This window comes from Streptomyces sp. NPDC093568 (assembly GCF_044764945.1).
In the GTDB taxonomy this organism is placed as follows: Bacteria; Actinomycetota; Actinomycetes; order Streptomycetales; family Streptomycetaceae; genus Streptomyces.
Genome location: NZ_JBIWJD010000026.1, coordinates 1 through 20,184 on the forward strand (window position 1 = coordinate 1; position 20,184 = coordinate 20,184).

At 68.3% G+C, this 20,184-nt stretch carries 26 protein-coding genes and 2 pseudogenes; 17 read left to right on the plus strand and 11 right to left on the minus strand.

The window, feature by feature from the left end; genetic code table 11:
• Nucleotides 1-20: 20 nt before the first annotated feature.
• Both ACIRD7_RS41615 and ACIRD7_RS41620 read left to right on the plus strand, forming a co-directional pair.
• Nucleotides 21-1,481 (plus strand): flavin-containing monooxygenase, encoded by a 1,461-nt coding sequence (locus ACIRD7_RS41615; RefSeq protein WP_403461327.1) that lies wholly within the window; start codon nucleotides 21-23, stop codon nucleotides 1,479-1,481.
• The gene (locus ACIRD7_RS41620; RefSeq protein ID WP_403461288.1) at nucleotides 1,478-1,606 is read left to right on the plus strand and encodes a hypothetical protein; all 129 of its coding nucleotides are present in this window, start codon (nucleotides 1,478-1,480) and stop codon (nucleotides 1,604-1,606) included. Before ACIRD7_RS41615 ends, ACIRD7_RS41620 begins: the two co-directional genes overlap by 4 nt.
• Here ACIRD7_RS41620 and ACIRD7_RS41625 read toward each other — a convergent pair.
• The gene (locus ACIRD7_RS41625) at nucleotides 1,598-2,800 is read right to left on the minus strand and encodes an IS110 family transposase (protein WP_403461289.1); all 1,203 of its coding nucleotides are present in this window, start codon (nucleotides 2,798-2,800) and stop codon (nucleotides 1,598-1,600) included. The genes ACIRD7_RS41620 and ACIRD7_RS41625 overlap by 9 nt on opposite strands.
• Nucleotides 2,801-3,205: 405 nt before the next feature.
• A complete protein-coding gene (locus ACIRD7_RS41630; RefSeq protein ID WP_403461290.1) occupies nucleotides 3,206-3,814 on the minus strand; it encodes a DUF2867 domain-containing protein in 609 nt (202 codons plus the stop codon).
• A 96-nt stretch (nucleotides 3,815-3,910) separates the two neighbouring features.
• On the opposite strand from ACIRD7_RS41630, the gene ACIRD7_RS41635 reads away from it, so the two are divergent.
• Nucleotides 3,911-4,468 (plus strand): TetR/AcrR family transcriptional regulator, encoded by a 558-nt coding sequence (locus ACIRD7_RS41635; protein ID WP_403461291.1) that lies wholly within the window; start codon nucleotides 3,911-3,913, stop codon nucleotides 4,466-4,468.
• Here ACIRD7_RS41635 and ACIRD7_RS41640 read toward each other — a convergent pair.
• The gene (locus ACIRD7_RS41640; RefSeq protein WP_403461292.1) at nucleotides 4,465-4,668 is read right to left on the minus strand and encodes a DUF6233 domain-containing protein; all 204 of its coding nucleotides are present in this window, start codon (nucleotides 4,666-4,668) and stop codon (nucleotides 4,465-4,467) included. The genes ACIRD7_RS41635 and ACIRD7_RS41640 overlap by 4 nt on opposite strands.
• Before the next feature lie 324 nt (nucleotides 4,669-4,992).
• On the opposite strand from ACIRD7_RS41640, the gene ACIRD7_RS41645 reads away from it, so the two are divergent.
• Both ACIRD7_RS41645 and ACIRD7_RS41650 read left to right on the plus strand, forming a co-directional pair.
• Entirely contained in the window at nucleotides 4,993-6,234 is a 1,242-nt protein-coding gene (locus tag ACIRD7_RS41645) for an integrase (RefSeq protein ID WP_403461293.1), read from the plus strand.
• Nucleotides 6,235-6,360: 126 nt separating this feature from the next.
• Nucleotides 6,361-6,963: a hypothetical protein gene (locus ACIRD7_RS41650; RefSeq protein WP_403461294.1), complete on the plus strand. Its 603-nt coding sequence runs from the start codon at nucleotides 6,361-6,363 to the stop codon at nucleotides 6,961-6,963.
• Nucleotides 6,964-7,154: 191 nt separating this feature from the next.
• Here ACIRD7_RS41650 and ACIRD7_RS41655 read toward each other — a convergent pair.
• Nucleotides 7,155-7,232, minus strand: a pseudogene (locus ACIRD7_RS41655) (AAA family ATPase); the annotation flags it as partial.
• Between the two features lie 407 nt (nucleotides 7,233-7,639).
• Here ACIRD7_RS41655 and ACIRD7_RS41660 point away from each other — a divergent pair.
• The 8 genes from ACIRD7_RS41660 to ACIRD7_RS41695 all read left to right on the plus strand — a co-directional run bounded on the left by ACIRD7_RS41660 (nucleotide 7,640) and on the right by ACIRD7_RS41695 (nucleotide 11,803).
• The gene (locus tag ACIRD7_RS41660) at nucleotides 7,640-7,951 is read left to right on the plus strand and encodes a hypothetical protein (protein WP_403461295.1); all 312 of its coding nucleotides are present in this window, start codon (nucleotides 7,640-7,642) and stop codon (nucleotides 7,949-7,951) included.
• Complete coding sequence (locus ACIRD7_RS41665) at nucleotides 7,888-8,334, plus strand: hypothetical protein (RefSeq protein ID WP_403461296.1); 447 nt, start codon at nucleotides 7,888-7,890, stop codon at nucleotides 8,332-8,334. The genes ACIRD7_RS41660 and ACIRD7_RS41665 overlap by 64 nt, the downstream gene beginning before the upstream one ends.
• Nucleotides 8,335-8,717: 383 nt before the next feature.
• Nucleotides 8,718-8,924 (plus strand): hypothetical protein, encoded by a 207-nt coding sequence (locus ACIRD7_RS41670; RefSeq protein ID WP_403461297.1) that lies wholly within the window; start codon nucleotides 8,718-8,720, stop codon nucleotides 8,922-8,924.
• A 257-nt stretch (nucleotides 8,925-9,181) separates the two neighbouring features.
• Nucleotides 9,182-9,706 carry a DUF6879 family protein gene (locus ACIRD7_RS41675; RefSeq protein ID WP_403461298.1) on the plus strand — a complete coding sequence of 175 codons (525 nt, stop codon included), beginning with the start codon at nucleotides 9,182-9,184 and terminating at the stop codon, nucleotides 9,704-9,706.
• A 7-nt stretch (nucleotides 9,707-9,713) separates the two neighbouring features.
• Entirely contained in the window at nucleotides 9,714-10,568 is an 855-nt protein-coding gene (locus ACIRD7_RS41680; protein ID WP_403461299.1) for a helix-turn-helix domain-containing protein, read from the plus strand.
• 12 nt (nucleotides 10,569-10,580) lie between these two features.
• Nucleotides 10,581-10,766: a DUF397 domain-containing protein gene (locus ACIRD7_RS41685; RefSeq protein ID WP_403461300.1), complete on the plus strand. Its 186-nt coding sequence runs from the start codon at nucleotides 10,581-10,583 to the stop codon at nucleotides 10,764-10,766.
• A 164-nt stretch (nucleotides 10,767-10,930) separates the two neighbouring features.
• Nucleotides 10,931-11,062 carry a hypothetical protein gene (locus ACIRD7_RS41690; protein WP_403461301.1) on the plus strand — a complete coding sequence of 44 codons (132 nt, stop codon included), beginning with the start codon at nucleotides 10,931-10,933 and terminating at the stop codon, nucleotides 11,060-11,062.
• A 144-nt stretch (nucleotides 11,063-11,206) separates the two neighbouring features.
• Nucleotides 11,207-11,803: a hypothetical protein gene (locus ACIRD7_RS41695; protein WP_403461302.1), complete on the plus strand. Its 597-nt coding sequence runs from the start codon at nucleotides 11,207-11,209 to the stop codon at nucleotides 11,801-11,803.
• A 73-nt stretch (nucleotides 11,804-11,876) separates the two neighbouring features.
• Here ACIRD7_RS41695 and ACIRD7_RS41700 read toward each other — a convergent pair whose 3' ends face one another.
• From ACIRD7_RS41700 to ACIRD7_RS41720, 5 genes are all read right to left on the minus strand, one after another.
• Nucleotides 11,877-12,410, minus strand: a complete 534-nt coding sequence (locus ACIRD7_RS41700) for an EF-hand domain-containing protein (RefSeq protein ID WP_403461303.1) — start codon at nucleotides 12,408-12,410, stop codon at nucleotides 11,877-11,879.
• Nucleotides 12,411-12,559: 149 nt separating this feature from the next.
• Nucleotides 12,560-12,700 carry a hypothetical protein gene (locus tag ACIRD7_RS41705; RefSeq protein ID WP_403461304.1) on the minus strand — a complete coding sequence of 47 codons (141 nt, stop codon included), beginning with the start codon at nucleotides 12,698-12,700 and terminating at the stop codon, nucleotides 12,560-12,562.
• A gap of 149 nt (nucleotides 12,701-12,849) precedes the next feature.
• Nucleotides 12,850-13,734 carry a metallophosphoesterase family protein gene (locus ACIRD7_RS41710; protein ID WP_403461305.1) on the minus strand — a complete coding sequence of 295 codons (885 nt, stop codon included), beginning with the start codon at nucleotides 13,732-13,734 and terminating at the stop codon, nucleotides 12,850-12,852.
• A 210-nt stretch (nucleotides 13,735-13,944) separates the two neighbouring features.
• Nucleotides 13,945-14,490, minus strand: coding sequence for a hypothetical protein (locus ACIRD7_RS41715; protein WP_403461306.1), 546 nt, complete (start codon nucleotides 14,488-14,490; stop codon nucleotides 13,945-13,947).
• A gap of 314 nt (nucleotides 14,491-14,804) precedes the next feature.
• Entirely contained in the window at nucleotides 14,805-15,236 is a 432-nt protein-coding gene (locus ACIRD7_RS41720) for a hypothetical protein (RefSeq protein WP_403461307.1), read from the minus strand.
• A 381-nt stretch (nucleotides 15,237-15,617) separates the two neighbouring features.
• Here ACIRD7_RS41720 and ACIRD7_RS41725 point away from each other — a divergent pair, with 381 nt between their 5' ends.
• The gene (locus ACIRD7_RS41725; RefSeq protein WP_403461308.1) at nucleotides 15,618-16,271 is read left to right on the plus strand and encodes a Mu transposase C-terminal domain-containing protein; all 654 of its coding nucleotides are present in this window, start codon (nucleotides 15,618-15,620) and stop codon (nucleotides 16,269-16,271) included.
• Nucleotides 16,268-17,011 carry an AAA family ATPase gene (locus tag ACIRD7_RS41730; RefSeq protein ID WP_403461309.1) on the plus strand — a complete coding sequence of 248 codons (744 nt, stop codon included), beginning with the start codon at nucleotides 16,268-16,270 and terminating at the stop codon, nucleotides 17,009-17,011. The genes ACIRD7_RS41725 and ACIRD7_RS41730 overlap by 4 nt, the downstream gene beginning before the upstream one ends.
• On the opposite strand, the gene ACIRD7_RS41735 is transcribed toward ACIRD7_RS41730, so the two are convergent.
• Complete coding sequence (locus tag ACIRD7_RS41735) at nucleotides 16,995-17,396, minus strand: hypothetical protein (RefSeq protein WP_403461310.1); 402 nt, start codon at nucleotides 17,394-17,396, stop codon at nucleotides 16,995-16,997. The two genes, ACIRD7_RS41730 and ACIRD7_RS41735, sit on opposite strands and share 17 nt — an antisense overlap.
• A 473-nt stretch (nucleotides 17,397-17,869) precedes the next feature.
• Here ACIRD7_RS41735 and ACIRD7_RS41740 point away from each other — a divergent pair, with 473 nt between their 5' ends.
• Entirely contained in the window at nucleotides 17,870-18,124 is a 255-nt protein-coding gene (locus tag ACIRD7_RS41740; protein ID WP_403461312.1) for a hypothetical protein, read from the plus strand.
• A 20-nt stretch (nucleotides 18,125-18,144) separates the two neighbouring features.
• On the opposite strand, the gene tpg is transcribed toward ACIRD7_RS41740, so the two are convergent.
• Complete coding sequence (tpg, locus tag ACIRD7_RS41745; RefSeq protein ID WP_403461313.1) at nucleotides 18,145-18,699, minus strand: telomere-protecting terminal protein Tpg; 555 nt, start codon at nucleotides 18,697-18,699, stop codon at nucleotides 18,145-18,147.
• A 266-nt stretch (nucleotides 18,700-18,965) separates the two neighbouring features.
• On the opposite strand from tpg, the pseudogene ACIRD7_RS41750 reads away from it, so the two are divergent.
• Nucleotides 18,966-20,171 (plus strand): annotated as a pseudogene (locus ACIRD7_RS41750) (helix-turn-helix domain-containing protein); the annotation flags it as partial.
• Nucleotides 20,172-20,184 lie beyond the last annotated feature (13 nt).

A 20,184-nucleotide genomic window follows, 5' to 3' on the forward strand; every position in this document is an offset into this window, starting at 1 on the left:
TGAGCGCCCCTTTCGAGGTCATCGTCATCGGCGCCGGCATCTGCGGGGTCGGCGCGGGAGTCCGGTTGCGCGAGGCCGGGATCCGGGACTTTCTGATCATCGAGTCCGCCGACGACTTCGGCGGCACGTGGCGGGCCAACACCTATCCGGGCTGCCAGTGCGATGTGCCGTCCCGGCTCTACAGCTACTCGTTCGCGCCGAATCCAAACTGGGCGAGGGTGTACGCGCATCAGCCGGAGATCCTCGCCTATGTGAAGGGGGTCGCCGACCGGCACCGGCTGCGCGAGCACACCCGGTTCGGCGTGCGGATGACCGAGGCGCACTGGCAGCCCGAAACGGCACGGTGGCGGATCAGCACCAGCGCCGGCGAGTTCACCGCCCGGTTCCTGATCGCCGGTGCCGGGCCGTGGAACGAGCCACTCATCCCCGATATCCCCGGCCTGGCGCAGTTTCCCGGCGAGGTGTTCCACTCCGCGCGCTGGAACCACGACTACGACCTGCGCGGCAAGCGGGTCGCGGTGCTCGGCACCGGGGCATCGGCCGTGCAGTTCCTCCCGGCCATCGCCCCCCAGGTCGACCGGCTCCACCTGTTCCAGCGCACGGCCCAGTGGGTGCTGCCCAAGCCGGACCATCGGATACCGAAGGCCGAGCGGTGGGTGATGCGGCACGTGCCCGGCGCCCGGGCCGCGCTGGCCGCGGTGGAGTACCGGGCCATGGAGATGCTGGGCCGTGGATTTCGCAGGCCCTCGCTGCTGCGCGGCGTACAGGCCGTGGCACGCGCACACCTGCGCGTCACCGTCCGCGACCGTGAACTGCGAAGCAAGCTGACCCCCGACTACACCATCGGCTGCAAGCGCATCCTGTTCTCCAACCACTACTACCCGGCCCTGACCCGCCCGAATGTGGACGTCCACGCCTGCGCCGTCCGCACGGTCGACGGCAGCACCGTGTTCGGCGCCGACGGCAGCAGCGCCGAAGTGGACGCGATCATCCTCGGCACGGGCTTTCACATCCTCGACATGCCCTTGTCGAACCTCATCCACGACGGCGCCGGACGGTCCCTCGCCGACCACTGGAATGGCTCCCCCGAGGCCTACCTCGGCACCGTCACCGCCGGGTTCCCCAACGCGTTTCTGCTTCTCGGTCCGGGCCTGGGCACCGGACACAGCTCCGCGTTCACCATCCTCGAAGCCCAACTCGATCTCGCCCTCGGCGCGATCCGCTCAGCACGGGCCGAGGGGTGGGCGTCGGTCGAGGTACGCCGCGACGTGCAGAGCGCCTACAACACCGAACTGCAGGCCGCCCTCGCCGGCACCGTCTACAACACCGGCGGATGCCGGAGCTACTACCTCGACTCCAACGGCCGCAACAGCTTCAGCTGGCCCTGGTCCACCGACCGACTCCGCACGCAGGTGGCACGCTTCGACGCCCGCGACTTCACCGTCAGCCGTCCCACCGACCGGCAGGAACTCAGCCCATGAGATTCCCCGCTGTCGACACGCGCGGCGCCGACATCACCGTCACCGGCGCCGCGCACGGCATCGGACTCGGCACCGCCAAGGCGTACGTCCCCGGGGGGGTGCCCCTATGGGTTTCGTCAAGCTGATGGGGCGGGCTGTGGGTCGTAGAAGGTGCCGTCGCGGAGCATCGCGAAGAGCACGTCGGCTCGTCGTCTCGCGAGGCAGAGGAGGGCTTGGGTGTGGTGCTTTCCCTGGCTGATCTTCTTGTCGTAGTAGGTCCGGGAGACCGGGTCGGCCAGAGCCGCGAACGCGGACAGGAAGAAGGCCCGCTTGAGCTGCTTGTTTCCGCGCCGGGAGGGTTGTTCGCCGCGGATCGAGGAGCCGGAACTGCGGGTTGCGGGCGCGAGGCCGGCGTAGGCGGCAAGGTGAGCGGCGGTCGGGAACGAGGTGCCGTCGCCGACGTCGATGAGGATGCGGGCTCCGGTCCTGACGCCGATCCCCGGCATGGACGTCAGGACCTTCGAAAGAGGGTGGTTCTCCAGCAGTTCCTCGATCCGGGTGGCCAGGAGTTTCCGCTGGTCAAGCACTGCTCGGAGCGAGTTGGCGAGGCTGGGGACGATCAGGGCGGCCGCGTCCGTGCCCGGGACGACGACGGTCTGTTCGTCCAGTGCGGTGAAGATGTCCTCGACGAGCCGATCGGCCATCCGCGGCGCCTTCGGACGTATCAGCGCAACGAGCCGCCGACGTCCGGCTTTGCGGATCTGGGCCGGGGAGCCGAACTGGTCGAGGAGCTGGAGCACGGCCGGGTGCTGGACGCGCGGCCCCAGGACCCGTTCCAGCGACGGGTGGCTCTGGGTGAGCAGGCCCCGCAGGCGGTTGCTGATGCGGGTTGCTTCTCCGGCCAGGTCGTCGTCGAAGCCGACGATCATCTCCAGCTCGGCGATGGTCTCGTCCTGGAGCTCGACCGAGCGGAGCGTGTGAGGCATGACGCGGGCCGCGTCCGCGATGACGAACGCGTCGCGGGCATCTGTTTTGGCCTCGCCGGGATAGAGGTCGGCGATCCGCCGCATTGTCAGGCCGGGCAGATAGGCGACTGGGCAGCCCATGTCCCGGGCCACCGCCAGCGGCAGAGCCCCGATGGAGGCCGGCTGGTCGACCACGACAAGCACGGTCCCATGCTTGGCCTGCAGTTTGTCGAACACTTCACGGAGCTTCGGCTCGCTGTTGGGCAGCCGCTTGTCGAAGGCTTTCTTCCCGGCCAGGGTGATGGCGGTGGCGTGGTGTTCGCCCTTGCCGACGTCCAGGCCGAGGAAGGCGCCGATGTCACTGACGTCGATCACGTGCGTCCTTCGGTCGTTCTCGCCCGGCCGCCCCACGGCACCGATCGCCACATCCACATTACGAAGAGCCTCCCGACCTGCGAAGAAGCCGGTGGTCATGCCCCTAATCAGCGGTCTGTCGATGCCTCCGGAGCCGGTGACACCACCCCCCAAGACATGCGATCGACAGGGGGAGAAAGTCATGCCAACTCCGAAGGCCGGGCGCCCCGTTGCGGGGCTACCAAGAAGGTAATGGGGGGGCCACGCCACGCCCGGCGTCGCGCGAGGTAGGACCGAGGCTCGCCGGCCGGCATGCCGTTGTCGCCCGTGCGGAGACTGCACCGGGCCCACAGCATGCCCCGCACTGGCCGGTCCCTCCTGAGGAGTGGGGGCTTGGGTGGAGCCTGGGTTACAGGGAGGGGGGCGTCAGTGTGCCGTTCGGCGCGCCGCGTTCTCTTGCCACTCCCGGCCGATCGACCGCATCAGGGCTGGGTACACCCCCAGATATCGGAAAGGCTTGATGCCGAGCATGTACAGGGAGCCGAGGCGGCCGTTGGGCTTCACCAGGACGGCCATCTGCCCGCGGTATCCGCCCTTTCCGTCGGGCACCCAGCCGATGTGCATCACCCCGTGCATGGTCTTGTTGGCGTACTCGGCGGCCCACTCGTCGTGTGTCTGGAAGACCGATGTGAAGGGCGCCGTACTGAGGTCGGGCCCCTGCGGCCCCTCGCGCAGGTCGTCCGGCAGCCGGTCGCGCAGCGTCGCCACCCGGCCGCCGACCCCCGAGTCCGGCTTGTCCCAGCCCAGCAGCGCGCCGAGCTTCCAGCGCACCGCGAAAAGGAAGCGGCCCACGAGGTTGCCGCCGTCCGGACCGCCCTTGCCATCCGCCATCTGCTGGACCAGGTGATGTAGGTCGTCCGGGCCGCCCGGCGTCGGCAGCGCCCACAGATCCTCGAGCCGGAAGTCTCCGGCGATCTCATGGATCCGCCAGGGGCGGGACGTGTGATCGGTTGAGGGGAGGCGCAGATCGCTCATGGCAGATCCTTGTCTATACGGTGGCGTATAGATCGAGCATAGACCTAACTATACGGCTCCGTATACTTGGCCGGGACATGTGAGGGGAGACACGGCATGGGCGCGATCCGTACGCCGCGGGACAAGTGGATCGAGGAGGGGCTGCGGGCGCTTGCCGCGGGCGGCCCGGAGGCCGTCCGGGTCGAGGTCCTCGCCCAGTCGCTCGGCGTCAGCAAGGGCGGTTTCTACGGCTACTTCCGCAACCGTGCCGACTTGCTGGAGGAGATGCTCCATACCTGGGAGCGAGCGGTCACCGAGGATGTCATCGAGCGGATCGAGCGCGACGGGGGCGATGCCCGCGAGCGGCTCGGGCGTCTCTTCGACTTCGTGGGGTCCGGCGAGAAACGCGTGACCAGCGCCGGGGTCGAGCTCGCGATCCGCGACTGGGCCCGGCGCGACGAAAGCGTCGCGCGTTGCCTCCGCCGGGCCGACAACCGGCGCATGGACTATCTGCGTGAGCTCTACGGGGCCTTCTGTTCCGACGAGGGCGATGTCGAGGCCCGCTGCCTGATCACCTTCTCGCTGCGCATCGGTGACCACCTCATCGCGGCCGACAACGGCCCCCGCAGCCGCACGGAAGTCCTCGCCGCGGTCAGGAACCGGTTGTTGGGCTAATAGTCAAAGATGCCGAGAGCTGTATCGGGTCGGCAGTGAATGCACGGCGGCACCTGCTGACGCAGCGCCTCGATCGCCTGCTGCCGGCTGGCCGGGCGGCACCGTCCGCTCTTGGCCGCCTCCCAGCAGTCCCCGGCGTGCACGGCGTCCACGTTGGTGCGGTTGAGGCCGTGCCGGTCGGGATCATCAACCGGCAGCATTGCTGCCGCTGTACTGCCCGGATGAAGGACGAAGCCGCCCGCGCGGCCTGCCCCAGCTGCGGGAAGCCCCGTGTTCTGCAGGCCGACACCGGACGGTGCATCACCTGCTCGCGAACCTGCACCTCCTGCGGCCGACCTGTGCGATCGCCGACCGCCACCAGTTGTGGGACATGCCGACGTGAAGCCGAGCGAGTCGCCTCCAAGCGGACCTGCCCGCGTTGCCAGCGGCCCGGCTTCCTGCAGGCCGGTACCGGCTGGTGCGGCCACTGCTCACGTGTCCGCCAGCCCAAACACCCGCCGCGCGAGTGCGCCGGGTGTGGCCAGGTGCGACGCCATGCCGGGTTGGGACTGTGCTCGGTCTGCTGGCAGAAACACCCCGACCGCCCGTTCATCGCCGCCGAGAACCTGGCCGCACGGCTCGACTGCCCGCCGCCGTGGCTGGGTGACTTCGCGGGTCACCTCGCCGCCCGGCACTGCGCTAGCCGTGCCTGCACGATGATCGGCACGCTGGGCCGCCTGCTGCAGGACGACCACCCCAACCACCCGCAGGCCCTCCTGGACCGTGCCCGCCGGCCCGGACGCTCGATAGGTTCCCTCGCTCGCGCGCTGGAGGACTACTTCACTTATCGCGGTCTGGCCCTGCCCACCGACCACGCGGACCGGCTCGCGGCCGGACGCCGACGACGCCGCGTCGAAGCCGCTCCACCACCCCTGCGACCGCAGGTCCAGACGTTCGCCGAATCACTGCTGCGGGCACGTGAACGCGCCCTGCGGGCTGGCACCCTGCCCCGTACTGACACCACCATCGATGCGGCCCTGGCCATCGTCCGCGATCTCGCGATCTTCCTGGCGGACCAGTGGGGCAAGCAGGACTGGGCCCTGGCCGACGTCCACGACGTCGAAGCGTTCCTGGCGAGAAGGCCCAAGGCCCGCCAGCGCCGGCTGATCGTGTTGCGGCAGTTCTTCCGCTTCGCCCGCTCCCGCAAAGTCCTGCTCGTCGACCCCACCCGGGAAGTGCAGGCGAACGGGCCGTCCGGATTCAGCGGCACCACTGTGGCGGTCGGCCAGCAGCGCGAACTCTTCCGCCGCTGGACCACCGCGACCGACGCGCACCCCCACGAGGCCCTGCTCGGCATCCTGGCCCTCCTGCACGCGGCCTCCAGCCGAGAAGTCCGGCTCCTGCGCGTGGGCGACATCGATCCGGGTGACCGCACCGTCCGCCTGGGTAAACGCCCGCATCCGGTGCCACTGGATCCGGCCAGCTGGTCGGTCTTGCAACGCTGCCTGGCTCACCGTGAGAGCCAGCGCACCGACAACCCCCACGTGATCGTCACCAAGATCACCAAGTCCGGCCGGGCAGCAGCCTCGACCGCGTATGTCAGTCACATCCTGGATCCCTGCGGTGATCCGCCCCGGAAGCTGCGGTGCACCCGCCTGGCCGAGTTGGTGAACACCCTCGACCCCAAACTCGTCGCCGCGATCTTCGGCATGGACCCCGAAGGCGTCATGATCTACCTCGCCGACCACGTCGATCCAGGCCGCTTGCCCGAGCCGAATGCGCCATGACGTCGGCGCTGGTCGACCTTCTGAGGTTCCATGTGCGATGCCGATCTCCGTTGGGGTGCTGGGAGGTGCTGCCACCCGGAGACCAATTCGGCTGTCGGAATCGTACGGATACCCGATCATGGAGCGATGAGCGAGACGTCTCCCCGGCAGGGTCTGGATCTGGATGCACTGTCGGCCCTTTGGGAACAGCAATGGCCCGCCCTGCCGGAGGGACTTCAGATGCGGCATGTCCACCCCGATCGATGGGTGCGTTTCCATAGCCTCCCCGGGTCAAAGCGGTACCCCGAAAGTGACGGCGAGTACGCAATCATGCTTGATCGTCATCACATCGTATTGAACGAGTTGGGGCCGAGCGACCCCGAGCTGTATGTGGTCACCCGGGAATGGAACGGGGATGCCGAATACATCGCACGCATGCCCCAACTGCGGCAGGTCGACCCTGATGCCCGGCACTGGGGCAGCCATGTCCACGACGATGATTTCCCGGATTACATCGTCTACGAGCACGAATACGTCAGCGTCCGCCCCCGTACCAGGCAGGCGCTGGACCCGCTGCTGAGGCTGGTCGCTGATGAGGTGATCGCGGGGGTCACGCTGGCACCGCTCGATCTTCGGTGGCTGTACCACCCGTATGACGGGGGTGGGGACGTATTCGCCCCCAGCGCCAGCGTCGCTGCCCTCAAGGCAGCACATCCCGACTGGCTCTCCACCCACCCGAGCGGCATGTGAGTCTGCTTCTCCGACATATGGCGAGCGCGAGTACCGAGGCAAGTGGAGCGATCATTTCCTGCGCGCCGGGCTCGAAGCCCTTCGGACCGCTTGGCGGGCCGACCAACCATCCGAGACGGCTTCAGCACAGCCGAACCTGTCGGATTTCGGCGCTGCCTCGCACAGGTTCGCCGGAACATGTGCGCTTTGCCGAACGACTTGTTTGGGGCGATGGCGACGCTGTTCTTCTCCTCGCGCTCGGTCAACACCTGGAAGATGAGTTCGGCGCCGGGGCAGCCCTACAGTCCGGTCGCAGGAGAACGACCGATCAACTCGGCCTGCGGGCACCTGCAGTCGTCGATGTGTAGCTACGGATGCGGCTGCTGCACCGTGTGCGTCGGTTGCCACTGCTGGGGGATGACTTCTGCGGCCTCCTGGTGAGGGCGGATCCGGCCAGCAGCGCCGTGGTCGGGTGTCAGGAGGCTGCGCGAACCGGGTGTATCGCGCCCATCGACCGGCCTTGTCTTGCGGGTTGGCCTCCGCCCGCTGGTGACCATGTGCGCAGAGGGCAGCCGGGAGGAGGAGTTCAGGCGCACCGATGGGCAGAGACAGCGAAGTGGGACCGAATCAGTCAGACACTCGGCGGCATGGGCGGAAGTGGAAGACGGTCGAACGACTGCTGGCAGCATAAGCGGCATTGATCGCTGTGATCGGCGGCCTGGTGTGGGTGACCCAGTGGATGACCCGCGACTCGCCGGTCGAGAAGGAGCAGAAGCAGGTGGAGCAGCTGAGCGCCGGGCAGACGTTTGCCCTTGCCATCGAGATCATGGATGGTGAGCCGCATTGCACCCAAAGTATGGCGTCCGGGAACAGGCTCTACCAGTACTGCCGCAAGTGCAAACTCATCCAGCTCTTCGTGGACCGGGACGACATAGCGTCCTGTCCGTGGGCATCTTTGTTGACAGCACAGACTTCCGCCCTTCGTTCCGGCTCGGTAACTATCGGCTGACGATCAACGGCATGCCTTACGCGACGGCGGTTGGTGAGGCGCCGTACTTTGTGTTCGGCAACTGTGGGGCTCACTCCGGGAGCTACTTTGAAGGCCACCTCAGCCTGTCTTTCGTGGCAGGGGGAGGCAGCGTCGCTGTGGGCATTCACGACGCGCACCTGGGCAGCGTCAGCATGGACCCGGTGTGCGCAGCACTCCAAAAGGCTCCGGAGGACTGCGTCCCCTTCGATTTCAAGGACGTTGACCCCACGTCCGGCCTTCACACAGAGTGCCTGACATCCGCTCCTGCGGGCGGCTTCCGGAGAACTACTCCCGTCGCCGCCGTCATCATGACCAGGGAATTGACGCAGGACATGTTCCAGCCGCCCTACTGGGAGATGTGAACAAGCCATCCATCTTCGGCCGGTACCCGCAGTGGATCTCGTTTGGCGCGAGGGGTGCCGCAAGGCAAATGCGGTACGCGATCGTGCGGGCTGACTGCTGAATGAGCGACAGAAGGCGCCAGCCCGAGCCACACTTGGTTATTGCGGCGGAGTCAATCGCACTCCTATCCTCGAGGCAGAGACCCCTGCGCGGTCATTCAACCTGCGCGGTCCGAGCGTCTCGCAGACTTCGCCTCACTCGCACCCGCGGGTGAGCGCCATCGACCCCGGTTCCATACCAGACGGGGGTCGATCAACCACTGCCACGCGGCAGGGGTGGATTCGGCATGGCCTTGCGCCGGTCAACTCCTTCGCGTTGCACGCCACGAAGGGTTGATCGATCCGTGAACTGGGACTCCGTCATCCTGACGCTCCTCGGAGCGTTCGGCGCCGTGACCATTCTCCTGGGCCAACTGACAGACGTTCTTGGCAAGGTGCCCGAGTTGATCCGTGCTCTGCACGCCGTTCGTGAAGCATGGCGCGACGGTGACGTGCCAGAGGTCGACGAAGACCCTGACCCCGGCAGCCAGGGCGGTGGCCAAGCAACGTAACTGCGGGGCGGCAAGCAAGTGCAGTGCGAGTACGGGCTCCTCCCCAGCGCCGATGCCAGGGCGGCAGTGTGCGACCGTGGCTGGCGCATCGGCCCAAGCCCGCACCCTGGCCCATGACTGGGCGCACCATGGCAAGGTGCCCGCGGACCCTCATCCGAGGAGCTGGACCGTGCAGCATCGGTGCGAGGTGTACGTCTACTACGAAACGGTGGTCGAGGTCCCCAAGGCCGCGATCACCGCGCTACTGGAGGAACCGCGTGGAGCTGATCTCCAGCGCCGAGCGCAACCAGCTGTTTGATAGCTGTGTGCACGGCGCCTTCCATCTGGAGCTGAGGGACGACTACTCAGTCCCGGTAGAGGACGGCCCCTACGCGAGCTGGCTTCGAGGCGAGCCTCTGGACCACTCGTACTTGGAGCCGTGGACACAGCTCGTGAGACACGTCACCGGCGTAGGCAAGACCATGCGTAGGGTACGAGTCGTCACTGAACCGCACACCCCTTACATCCAGTGGGAGTACCTCACAGCGCACGTCAACGAGGAGGCCGGCGAGTCCGTCAGGTGGTATCCGCGGCACCAGTTGCCCGAGGGGTTGATCTTCCCCGTAGACGGAAACGACTGGTGGCTGTTCGATAACTCGATCATCGCTGTGGGGCACTTTAACGACTCGGGAAGGTTCATCGGGAACGAGCTGATCGACACCCCTGCCGTCGTCGCCGAATGCGTCCGCGTGCGGGATCTGCTGTGGGCCTCCGCCGTTCCCCACCCCGAGTACAAGCCCTGATCCTTCCGTGAACAACCAGGCACAAGAGACGCGAGAGGCCCTGGGAGCCCGGCTGCGTGGATACCGCAAGGACGCGGGATTCAGTAGCGGCCGGGCCTTCGCCGCTGCGACCGGTTGGCAGGAATCCAAGGTCTCTCGCATCGAGAACGGCAAGCAGAACGCTTCCGAGGACGACATCCGTATCTGGTGCCAGAAGACCGGGCACGAGGACGAAGTCCAGGACCTCATCGCGACGGTCCGACACATTGACGAGCTGTGGTTGGAGTGGCGGCGTCTGCTTCAGACCGGGGCCGAAGGACGCCAGAAGCAGTCCCTCCCGCTCTACAGGAAGACCAAGGTCTTCCGCATCTGGGAACCGAACGTCGTCTGGGGCACACTCCAGACCGCCGAATACGCCAAGGCCATCTTCGATGAGGTGTCACGCCTGTACGACACCCCAGGAAACATGGAGGCCGCCGTGGCGAAGCGGCTCGAACGACAGCAGTACCTGCACCAGGGCGATCGGATCTTCAACGTCCTCCTCGGTGAGCAGGCCCTCTACTCGAACCATGGTGGCTCGGAGGTGATGAGGGCTCAACTCGACCGGTTGTTGGCCGTTTTGGCGCTTCCACGGCTCAGTCTTGGCATCGTCCCTCGTTCCGCGCTGCTCCAGACGTGGATCGGTCACGGCTTCGTGATGTTTGACGACAAGCGCGTCATGTTAGAGACGTTCTCCGCGGAAATGGTTGTGACTCAGCCACGGGAGATCGACATCTACATGAGGGTCTTCGAGTCTCACAGGCGTGCTGCGGTGTACGGGCAGACCGCCAGAGACCTCATCCTTGCCGCAATCCAGCAGTTTGACCGCATGGCAACCGACTAGAAAGGAATCACCGTGACTACCCAACCCAACTGGCGCACCAGCACGCACACGAAGTCTGACAGCTGCGTAGAAGTGGCCGACAGCGACCCCATCGTGGTCAGGGTCCGAGACACGAAGAGCAGAGAGCGGGGACACGTGAACCTCCGGCCGGCCACTTGGGCGCGCTTCATCGACTTCACGAAGCGACTGCCCTACTGAAGTTGAACTCGTGGTGTCGCATAGGCTGAGGCCTCCTCGCTCGTGCGGTATGACCGGGGCATGCGGTATCCACAGGGGGCGGGCTGACGCCCGAACGACAGCAGTCTCGCGAGGAGTTACGGCTCAAGGCGGCCGAGAGGTTGGCCCGGGGTGAGGCGAACTCGGTGATCGCCAAGGACCTGCGGGTCAGCGTCTCCGGCGCCACGGAAGGCGCCGTGAACCGCATCAAGAAGATCAAGAGGCAGCTCTACGGCCGTAGTTTCGAACTACTCCGCAAGATGATCCTGCTCCAATAGGAGTGTGGCGGGCTGAGAAGATCGCCGCGGGCCAGAGATTCCGTCGAGACGACAAAGGACAGGGATGTCGAGTGGTCCGATCTCGCTGCCGGGCTCGGGGCGGTGTGGGCCGCTCGCGAGGTACTTGTGGTCATCGTGATCTTCGTGCTCGCTCTCGCTCTGACCGGCGGTTTCCTGAGCGTCGGGCTGGTCACGGTCGTGGGGCAGGGCGGCTGGTACGGCCTGCTGCTCGGCGTGGCGGGGGTCGCCGAGGTGGTGGGCGCCCTGCTTCTGGCGGGCCTGCGCATCCGCGGACTCGCCCTGGCCGCGGTGCTGGCGTGGGCGCTGCTGGGGATTTTTAGGGCTCCGCTGGGAACGGTCACCTCCCCTGCGGTGGCGGCGGTTCTTGTGACCGCCACGGGGCTGGCCTCGGCCCTCACGGACATTCCCTTGATCGCCTGGGTGCAGCAGCGCATACCGGGCCGTCATCTGGCGAAGGCGCTCGGCCTGTGGGAGGCCGGGGTGGCGGGTGCCCTGGCGGTCTCCCCGTTTGTGGCCTTTACCGCCATCACTCTCGCCGGGGTCGAGAACGCCTTCCTGCTGTCGGGGGCCGCCGTGGTCGTCCTGGCCGTGACCGCCGCCCTCACCCTCGCATGCGTCGGCACACGGAAGCCCGGTCAGGAGCCCGTCGTCACGACCGACGGAACGGCAAGCGCCGCGGCGCGCGAAGAGACAGCGGTGATCACGGCCAGACCGGAGTGACTGCGCGGATCACCGCTGCGCGCAGGCGGTCCTGTTCGCAGGCGATGCGGGCGTCGTGCCCGGCAGGGGTGGGTCAGGGGGTCGGGAGGGTTCGGTAGGCGGCTGCCATGGGGGAGGAGCCGGTGGTGACGTAGTCGTGGATGCCGGTGAGGTAGTCGTCGCGGTCGATGAGGCCGTCGCCGTCGGTGTCGAGGGCGTCGAAGGCCTGGTCGGCGTCCGCCTCGGTGTTGCCGGATGCCGTGCGCAGCCGGGTGAACTCCTCGCGGGTGAGCCGGCCGTCGGCGTCGTGGTCGGCGACGTCGAAGAGTGAGCCGAGGGCTGTCCGGCAGGACCGTTCGAAGGCGTCGTGGCCGGCCCAGGTGCGGTATTCCTCGAAGGTGACCCGTCCGTCGTGGTCGGCGTCCATGTCCGCGAAGACTTCCTCGTGCGCGGCGCGTGCCGTCGCCACCACGGGGTCGTCGGTGCCTCGGCCCAGGGCGGCTGCCGCGCGGTCGACCCGTGTGAGGTATTCCGAGTGGGTGATGGCGCCGTCGCCGTCCCGGTCGAGCATGGCGAAGATGTGCTGCTTGGCTGCGTCGGTCATGGGGGCGGTGGCTTGCTCGGTCACGGTCCTGTTCCTGTCTGCTGCAGGGGTGCTTGCGCGGGATGACACCGCCAAGATCATCACGTTCGTACGGCGGCCGGTCTCCGGCCCACCCGCCCCTCACCCGAATTGCTGACCCGGCCGCTGAAGTGCGCGCTGGTCACCCTTGTCCGTTACACGATCCCGGCGCTGGCGAGTGCGGCGTCTTCCTTCGGGACGTCGGCGTGCCCGCCCTTGGCTGTCGTCGGCACGATGTTGAGCTCGTCGACCACGCTCTGGCCCTCGACCACCTCGCCGAAGACGGGGCAGCCCAACCGGGGCCGGACTTCGCAGGGTGGTCAGAAAAGGCGCTGTCGGCGGCACTTTCTGTTCCGCAACCATGGTTTCGCCGATTCGAACGGCTGGTCGTCGCAGCGGGGTGCTGAAGGCGGATTCAGGGGCCGGACTCGCCTCCGGTCGGGGTTCAAGTTCGGTTCAGGGTCTCGGGGGAGGGGCCGAGCCTTTCGATGACCTCGCGCATCTCCTCCTCGTCGGCCTCGTAGAGCGTCTTGCCCATGCGATCGTCTCGTGCGTGGAGGGTGTGAATGAGTGGCCCGTGGGGCGCGCCCAGATGGACGAGGGAAGCGGACGGACCGTGGACGGCGCGCTCCGTGCCGGGGCGGGCAGTGAGGTCGATACGGCTGACGACACCGGGTGTGACCCAGACGGTCGCCTGTTCCAGGCGAGCCATTATCTGCAGGTGGAAGTGTCCGCACAGGATGAGCTGGACATCGCTTCCGCGGATCGTGTCGGCCAGCTCTGCGCTGTTCTGCAGGCCGAGCGCCCGCTGAACGCCGACGTCCATGGCCACGGGCGGGTGGTGGAAGGCCAGGATGCTGCCCAAGGGTGCCGGGGTGCCAAGTAGGTCGCGCAGCCAGTGGAGTTGGCCGCCGTCGAGTCGGCCGTAGCCCTTGCCCGGAACGAGCGTGTCCAGCGTGATCAGTCGGTATCCGTGGACGGTGGTGACCCCCGCCCGCTCACCTGCGGCTCCCTCGTAGACCGCCTCGGGCTGCAGGTGACCGCTGCCGAGCACGTCGGCAAATGCGGTGCGGTCGTCGTGGTTGCCGGTCGTGTAGAAGACGCTCGCCCTGCGTCGGCCGGCGTAGCCGGACAGAAGTTCGTGGGCCCGCGTGTACGCCTCGTGAGAGCCGTCGTCTGCGACATCGCCGGTGACTACCACCGCGTCGAGGTCATCCAGATGACCCAGTTCGCCGAGCAGGCGGCACAGTGCCGCAGAGCCATCGGCTCCGTCCTCGTCGGGTCCGCCGGACCGGGCCAGATGGGTGTCCGAGAGATGCAAGATCCGCATCACCCGAAGTTAGCCTCTGGCACCGGTGATGAGCCACGGCCTTTCTGGCCTGGGCGGCGGCACCGTTGTGTTCCTCGCGTTGAGGGTGGGGTCCTGCCGGCCGGTTACGGACTTCGCTGCCTGTGGGTGGGACGGCGCTGGTGAGGGCTTCGCGGGTGTCGTGCCCTGTCTGCCCGGGTCGCCTGGGTGGGCCGGGTGGGGTGGTGGTGTTCACGGGGCGGAGGGGGTGTGCGCGCCGGATGTCTCGTCGGAGTGCGGGGCTGATGCCGCAGGTCTGGGGGCGTCGTGGTGTGTGGTGATGTCGTTCAGCTGCTGGATGAGCTCTGTGGCGCGTGCGGGGGTGGTGGCGTGGGTGGGGAACTGGTGGTGGGCGCGGAGCAGTTCACCGTAGAGGGTTCCGTATGTGGCGCTGAGCCTGATGGATTCCTCGATGCGGTCGTGCAGGCCGGTTGCGTAGGGTGCGGCGATGGCGAGGGCGGCGAGGCAGGACAGGGTGGAGAGCACGATCTGGGCGGTGAGGCGGGAGGTGTCGGCGATGACGGGCCAGGCCCACAGCCCGGTCAGGACGCTGAGTGAGGCCGCGGCGATGCTGTAGAGGCGGGCTCTGCGCAGCAGGTGAGCTGTTTCTCTCGGTGTTCTTTTCACCCAGTAGCGGGCTCGCTGGGCGCTGTCGTCGAGCTGGCGCAGGATTTCGCCGTCGCAGGGCGCACCGGCGGGACTCTTCCGTCGTCTGACCAACGTCATCAGCACCGCCATGGCACTCCCGCACTCGTGTGGTGGTGCTTTAACAGTGGTCAGCCGAACGCATATTTTCCAACGCAACGCGCCGACGTGTCGAAAAGGACCGTGCCGGCGGCCGGTCAGCCGTATGGCCGCGTTCTTTTGCGTTCGCTTGGGGGCGGGCGCATAGTGTGAAACGAGCCCGGACGGGTGTTTCCGTGTGAAGGACATACCCTGTACCGGAGCCCCGGCCCGATTACGGCGGGCCGGGGCTCTTTTGGTGACGCGGGGATGGGACTGTCACATCCCACGGTGAATTCTTCGGGGCGGGTCGCCGCCAGGCCCCTTTTTTAGTCGATCAGGCGGAAGCTGCTCGTGGGGGTCCCGATGACTCCGAACTGGTTGCCGCCGGGCAGGACGGTGGCGACGGGGTTGCCGGCGTTGCAGTTGTCCCCGGCGAAGAACTGCACGATCCGGTCGGTGTTGTTGGTGATGTTGAAGCTGGTGCCGAGCGGACGGACCACGGCGACGCATGCTCCGGGGTTCTCGGAGTAGGTCCGCTCGTTGATCTGGAGCGTGCCGTGGTCCTTCTTGCCGTGGCGGTAGTCCTTCTTGTAGTCGTAGTCGCTGTCGCCGCCGAGGGGAGCGGAGGCCGGAGGGACGGCCTCGCGGACGGACGACGCGGACTGGGGGGCGTCCGCGGAGGCGTAGGTCACGCCGGTGATGGTCATGGCCACGGCTGCCGAGGCGCCGGCGATCAGGGCGGCGGTACGCTTCTGCATTGCGGATTTCTCCTTCTTTCAGGGAAATCGGCTGAGCTGCCGATCTGGGATTGAACCTACTGAGGGCCATTTCCGACGGCACCTCAAAGATCACTAACGTGTGACGCGCAGCCGCCAACCGGACGTATGCACGGGTGCCCAGGAGGCATTCCGCACCGCCCTGATGTGTCGTCAAATCACCGCTGTTCCAGGCGGTTTGATGAGACGATATAGGCCAGTCCGGTGAAAGGGCCGACGGCCTTCACCCTGACGGAACGCAGGAAGCGTGTCGGAGCTTGACACCACCTCCCGATCACCCCCTGAACGCCTGTCAAGGACCGAAGCCGCTTCGTGGTGTCCCGCCGGAACGAAAAATCCGGCCCGAGGCTGCCACCGGCTCCGGTGCGACGCGCCGGCAGGCGGACGGCGCCGACCCGGGCCGCGAGAGGTGAGGGCAGCAATCAGGCCCGGCGCCGCAGAGGGATCGCGACAGGTTGTGGACCCTGCTTGGGCCGTCAGAACTGCGGTCCCACATCCAGGAAACGCGACTACGTGGGGCCGTGGATGACCGGCCAGGCCGGGATCCAGGTCCGGGTCCGTTTCATGCCCCACCACGACCACCGGATCGAGGTCTACCACGCGGCCACCGGCCGCTACCTGGGTCCTGCGGACCTGGCCGACCAGGCCACCGACGAACAGATCAGCGCCGTACGAAGAGGGTGGGCCGCTCGCTCCCGCCGTCTGAAGGAGGACCTGGAGGCTTCCCAGCGCGAGCGCTACGCCACCGTGAACCAGCCCGAGGCGCCCCGGCGGCTTGGCGCGCTGACCACCGCGCGGGCCGAGGCCGAACTCGCCCAGACCGTCGACAGCGGCCTCGCGCAGCTCGCGCTGCCGGACCTCATCCCGCCCGCCGCGCCCCCGGCCGACTGGCGCATCCCGCCCTCCCTCGCCACCCGGACCACGCCCGGCCGGCCTGCTCCCGTCCCGCCCGGACCTGCCCCCGGGCGCCCGCCCGGATCGATCGCTCAGACCACTGAAGACGGAGACGCCTCGTGACCGCGGCCACCTACCAGTACGTCGACCTGCCCGATGCGTCCGTGGTCACCACCCGCGCCCTGCTCACCGCCCGGGAGAACATCACCGACACCGTCGCCGCCCGCGCCATGATGTGCATCCACGGCTGCGCCGGCTTCGGCAAGACGCTCGCCGTCAACATCTGCCTGCGCGGCCTCGAGCCGCACGAGGACGTCCGCAAGATCACCTTCCGTGCCCGGCCCACCGCCCGCGCAGTGCGCTACGAACTGTTCACCGCGCTCGACCTGGCCGGTGAACCGCCGCGCCACCCCAGTGAGTTCGACCGGCTGCTGAAGACGGCCCTGGCCGAACGCCCCCGCACTTTCCTCGTGGATGAGGCCCAGTGGCTCAATGGGGAGGCGTTCGAGTACTTCCGCTATCTGTGGGACGAACCCTCAACCCAGCTCGCGATCATCTTCGTCGGCGGCGAGGGCTGCCACACCGTGCTGCGCCGCGAACCGATGCTGTCCTCCCGCATTTTCATCTGGCAGCACTTCACCCGTCTCACCCCCAGTGAGGTCCTCGAGGCCATCCCGCTGTTCCACCCGGTCTGGGCCGACGCCGACCCCGACGACATCACCTTCGCCGACAGCCACGCCGCACACGGCAACTTCCGGGCCTGGGCTCAGCTGACCGCGCACACCCGTACCGCCCTGACCCGCACCGGCCGCCCCCGCGTCGACCAGGAGCTGCTGCGCTGGGCCTTCAGCCGCCTCGCCTGACGACCGCGCCGCCATGCCGTCCGCTGCGCCACCGCCGCCCGTCACTGTGGTCATCGATGCAGGTGACGACGCGATCCACACGCACACCGCCCTGGCCGCCCACCATCCGCCGTCCGGCCGGATCACCCTGCACCCCGGTCCAGGCACCACCAGTGAAACCGGCCTCGCCCACGACCTTCTCGCCGCCCTGGGCAAACCGCCCCTGCTGCCGGGCCGTTTCCCCGCCGGCCGTCAGCCCGCCTGGGAAGCCGCCACCTCCTGGGTGACCGCCCTGCCCGTGAACCGGCTGACCGTCCTGCGTGCCCACCGCCTCACCGCCCGCCGCACCGAACGCCTCCTGCGACTGCGCGCCCTCACCGGTATCCACCTGACCCTGGTCTGCCACCGCCCTCACCTGCCCGCCGCCCTGCACCAGGCCCTGCAAAGGGCCGACTACGCCATCACCGCCGAGTTCCAGGCCGCCCGCCGCCACTACTACGGCACGACCGCTCCCGTACCCCGCCTGCGGACGAGCCCGCCCAGCCGACAGATCGGTGGCTCACCCTGCCCGCACTGGAGCGCCTGGTCTCCTACGACAGCCCCACCCCCTGCACCGCCCTGTGCACGCCGCCGCCGATCACCTTCCGGCACCGCCCGCCACCGACACCCCTCACCGGGCAGACAGCCCGGGAAGCTGCCCGGCGCCTGGCCGCCGCGACCGCCCATCCCCGCCTGGCCGCCGCCCTCGCCGCCGCGCTCTTCACCGGCGCCTCCCTCCAGCAGCTCGCCACCGCCCGCCCCGGCGACTACGACGACGCCGCGGCCACCCTGGCCCTGCATGACCGCGCCCGCTACACCGACGGCTGCGCCTCGCACCGGGTGCCGCCGTGGGCGTGCGTCTTCCTGAAGGCCGCCGTGTGCTTCGCCCGGCTCGCGCCCGGCCAGGACCAGCATCTGCTGGCCGGCCCCCACGACCGCACCCACCTGCTGCGCGTGGCCGAGGGCGCCAGGCTCCCGCCCCAGCCGCCCGCCGACCAGCGCACCGGCCGTATCCAGTGGGACTGGCGCGAACGCAAGGAAGCACAGCACTACAACGCGATGCTGACACGGCACCAGATCCCGCCTTCGCGCTGAGCCCGACCCCTGGTGCACGGTCAGCCGATGGAGAACTCGGCGAACTCCACATCGGTGAAGGCGATCCCGAGACCGTGGGCACGCAGGCCTCCGTCCCGGAAGTAGGCATGCCCCAGAGCACGGGCGAGGATCACCATCTGCTGCTGCTCGCCCCCGCCGGCGTCCCGGGCGGCGAACAACTCGCGGGCCACTTCTCCCGACAGGTACTGGGTGATCAGCCGTACCCGCGGATCGTCCGACGATCCTGCCGGAGCGGCGAATCCGAACCGCGCCCTGGTGTGGAGGACAAACCCGTCGGCCTCGGCTCGGGCCCGCTGGCGTGCGCGCACCCGGGGCTGCCACCGTGCCCTGACGGCCTCATCTATCAACCCCGCATGCACAGCACTGGGACGGCGGCGCATTCCCGGCCGGGTAGTGAGCCACCTCTGTACCGTGCGCTGGGAGATCCCCAGGAGGACAGCCACGTTCTTCGTGGAGCCCTTCTCCGTCTTGAGCAGGAAACGCGCAGCGGCGTCACTCGTAGGCACGGGACGGGTCAGCAGCGCTCGCTCGAGGCCTCTGACGATCTCGCCCATGCCCGCCCCTGCGTTCTCCACCGCGATGGCTGGTGCACGGCGGCCGTCTGCTCTCCCAGATTTCTCACACCAAGCCGCGCACCCCGGCCAGTTCAGGCAAAGCCAAGACACCACCGCAAACCCTCGGCTAAGGAGCACGAAGCAGCCGAAGTCCGAGGGCGCCCCTTCCGGGGACAACCGTGCCAACCGCCGTTTGCGGGATCCGTACGCGTTTGGTACGCGAAACGTGCGCTTCACGCTAGGGTTGCGGGAACAGGAGGTGCTGCATGTCCGAGCTGTTCGACGCGGTCGACGCGCTCATCGCGTCCCGCTCCCCGTTGCCGCCCCCGGCGGAACGCAAGCGGCTGCGTCAGGCGCACGGCCTGACGCTGGACGAGGTGGCCGCCGCACTGCAGGTGCGGCGCGCGACGGTCAGCGGCTGGGAGGCCGGTAAGACCGAGCCGCGGCCACCGGAGCGCGACGCATACGCCCGCATGCTCAAGCAACTCGCCCAGCTCTACCCCGCAGGCGCTCCGGTGCCCCCTGAGGACACGGCGATCCCCGAGACGCCTGCCGTTCCAGCCGCTCTTGCGCCATCGGCAGCCGAACCGGCCCAAGCCCGCACCGCAACCACAGGCCCGGCCGCGGAGCCCGCGAACACCGCATTTCGCCCCGCTGCCCCTGCCGCTGTACCGCGCCCGGCTGTTACGACCAGGCCGACCTCGCGGCGTCCGGCCGCGAAGAAGGCCGCCCCCGCCAGCGCCCCGGCGGGCAGCGCCGATCCGCGTTTCGAGAACGGTCCGCTTGCGGTCGTCGACGTCGCCGACGGCCAGGTGCTGGCGTACTGCGTCGGCGGCCTGGTCCTGGACGTAACCGCGAAGTCGATCCCGGCCCTGGTGGAGTGGACGCTGCGCGAAGGGCGGTTCGGCCAGCCGAAGTTGTCCGGGCCGGGCAAGGACGCCGACCCGCTGATCGTGCTGACCGAGGCCGCGTGCGAGTTCTACGGCCTGCCCGTCACGCTCACACAGCAGGAGCGCCTGGCCGGGCGGCTGCCGGAGGGCCACAAGGTCATCAAGCAGCTGACGCGTGCCCACTGGCAGCTGACCAAGCGCGGGTTCGGGCCGTGGGCGAGGATCTACCGCCCCGCGCAGGGCGCGGAGCGCTCCTGCGTGCAGTTGTGCATTCCGTCGTGGGACGCGCTCGATACCCGGCACTGGGCCGACGCGGGGCAGCTGCCGCCGGCGGACCTGGCCCGGCTGCTGGGCACGTATGCGGCCCGCGTGATGACGCCGCGCGGATCGACCGCCGTGACCGGTCTGGAGCTGATGACCGCTCTGCACCCGCCGACCCGTGCCTCCGAGCCGGACGCGGACGGCAGGCGGCATTCCGAGCACAACCCCGGTTCGCTGGGCAAGGATCCGGTGGGCTGCGCGCCGTGCGAGGCACCCGATGGGCACCCGGTCCTGGCGGACCTGCCGCGCTTCCACCACCGCACTGTGGATTCCC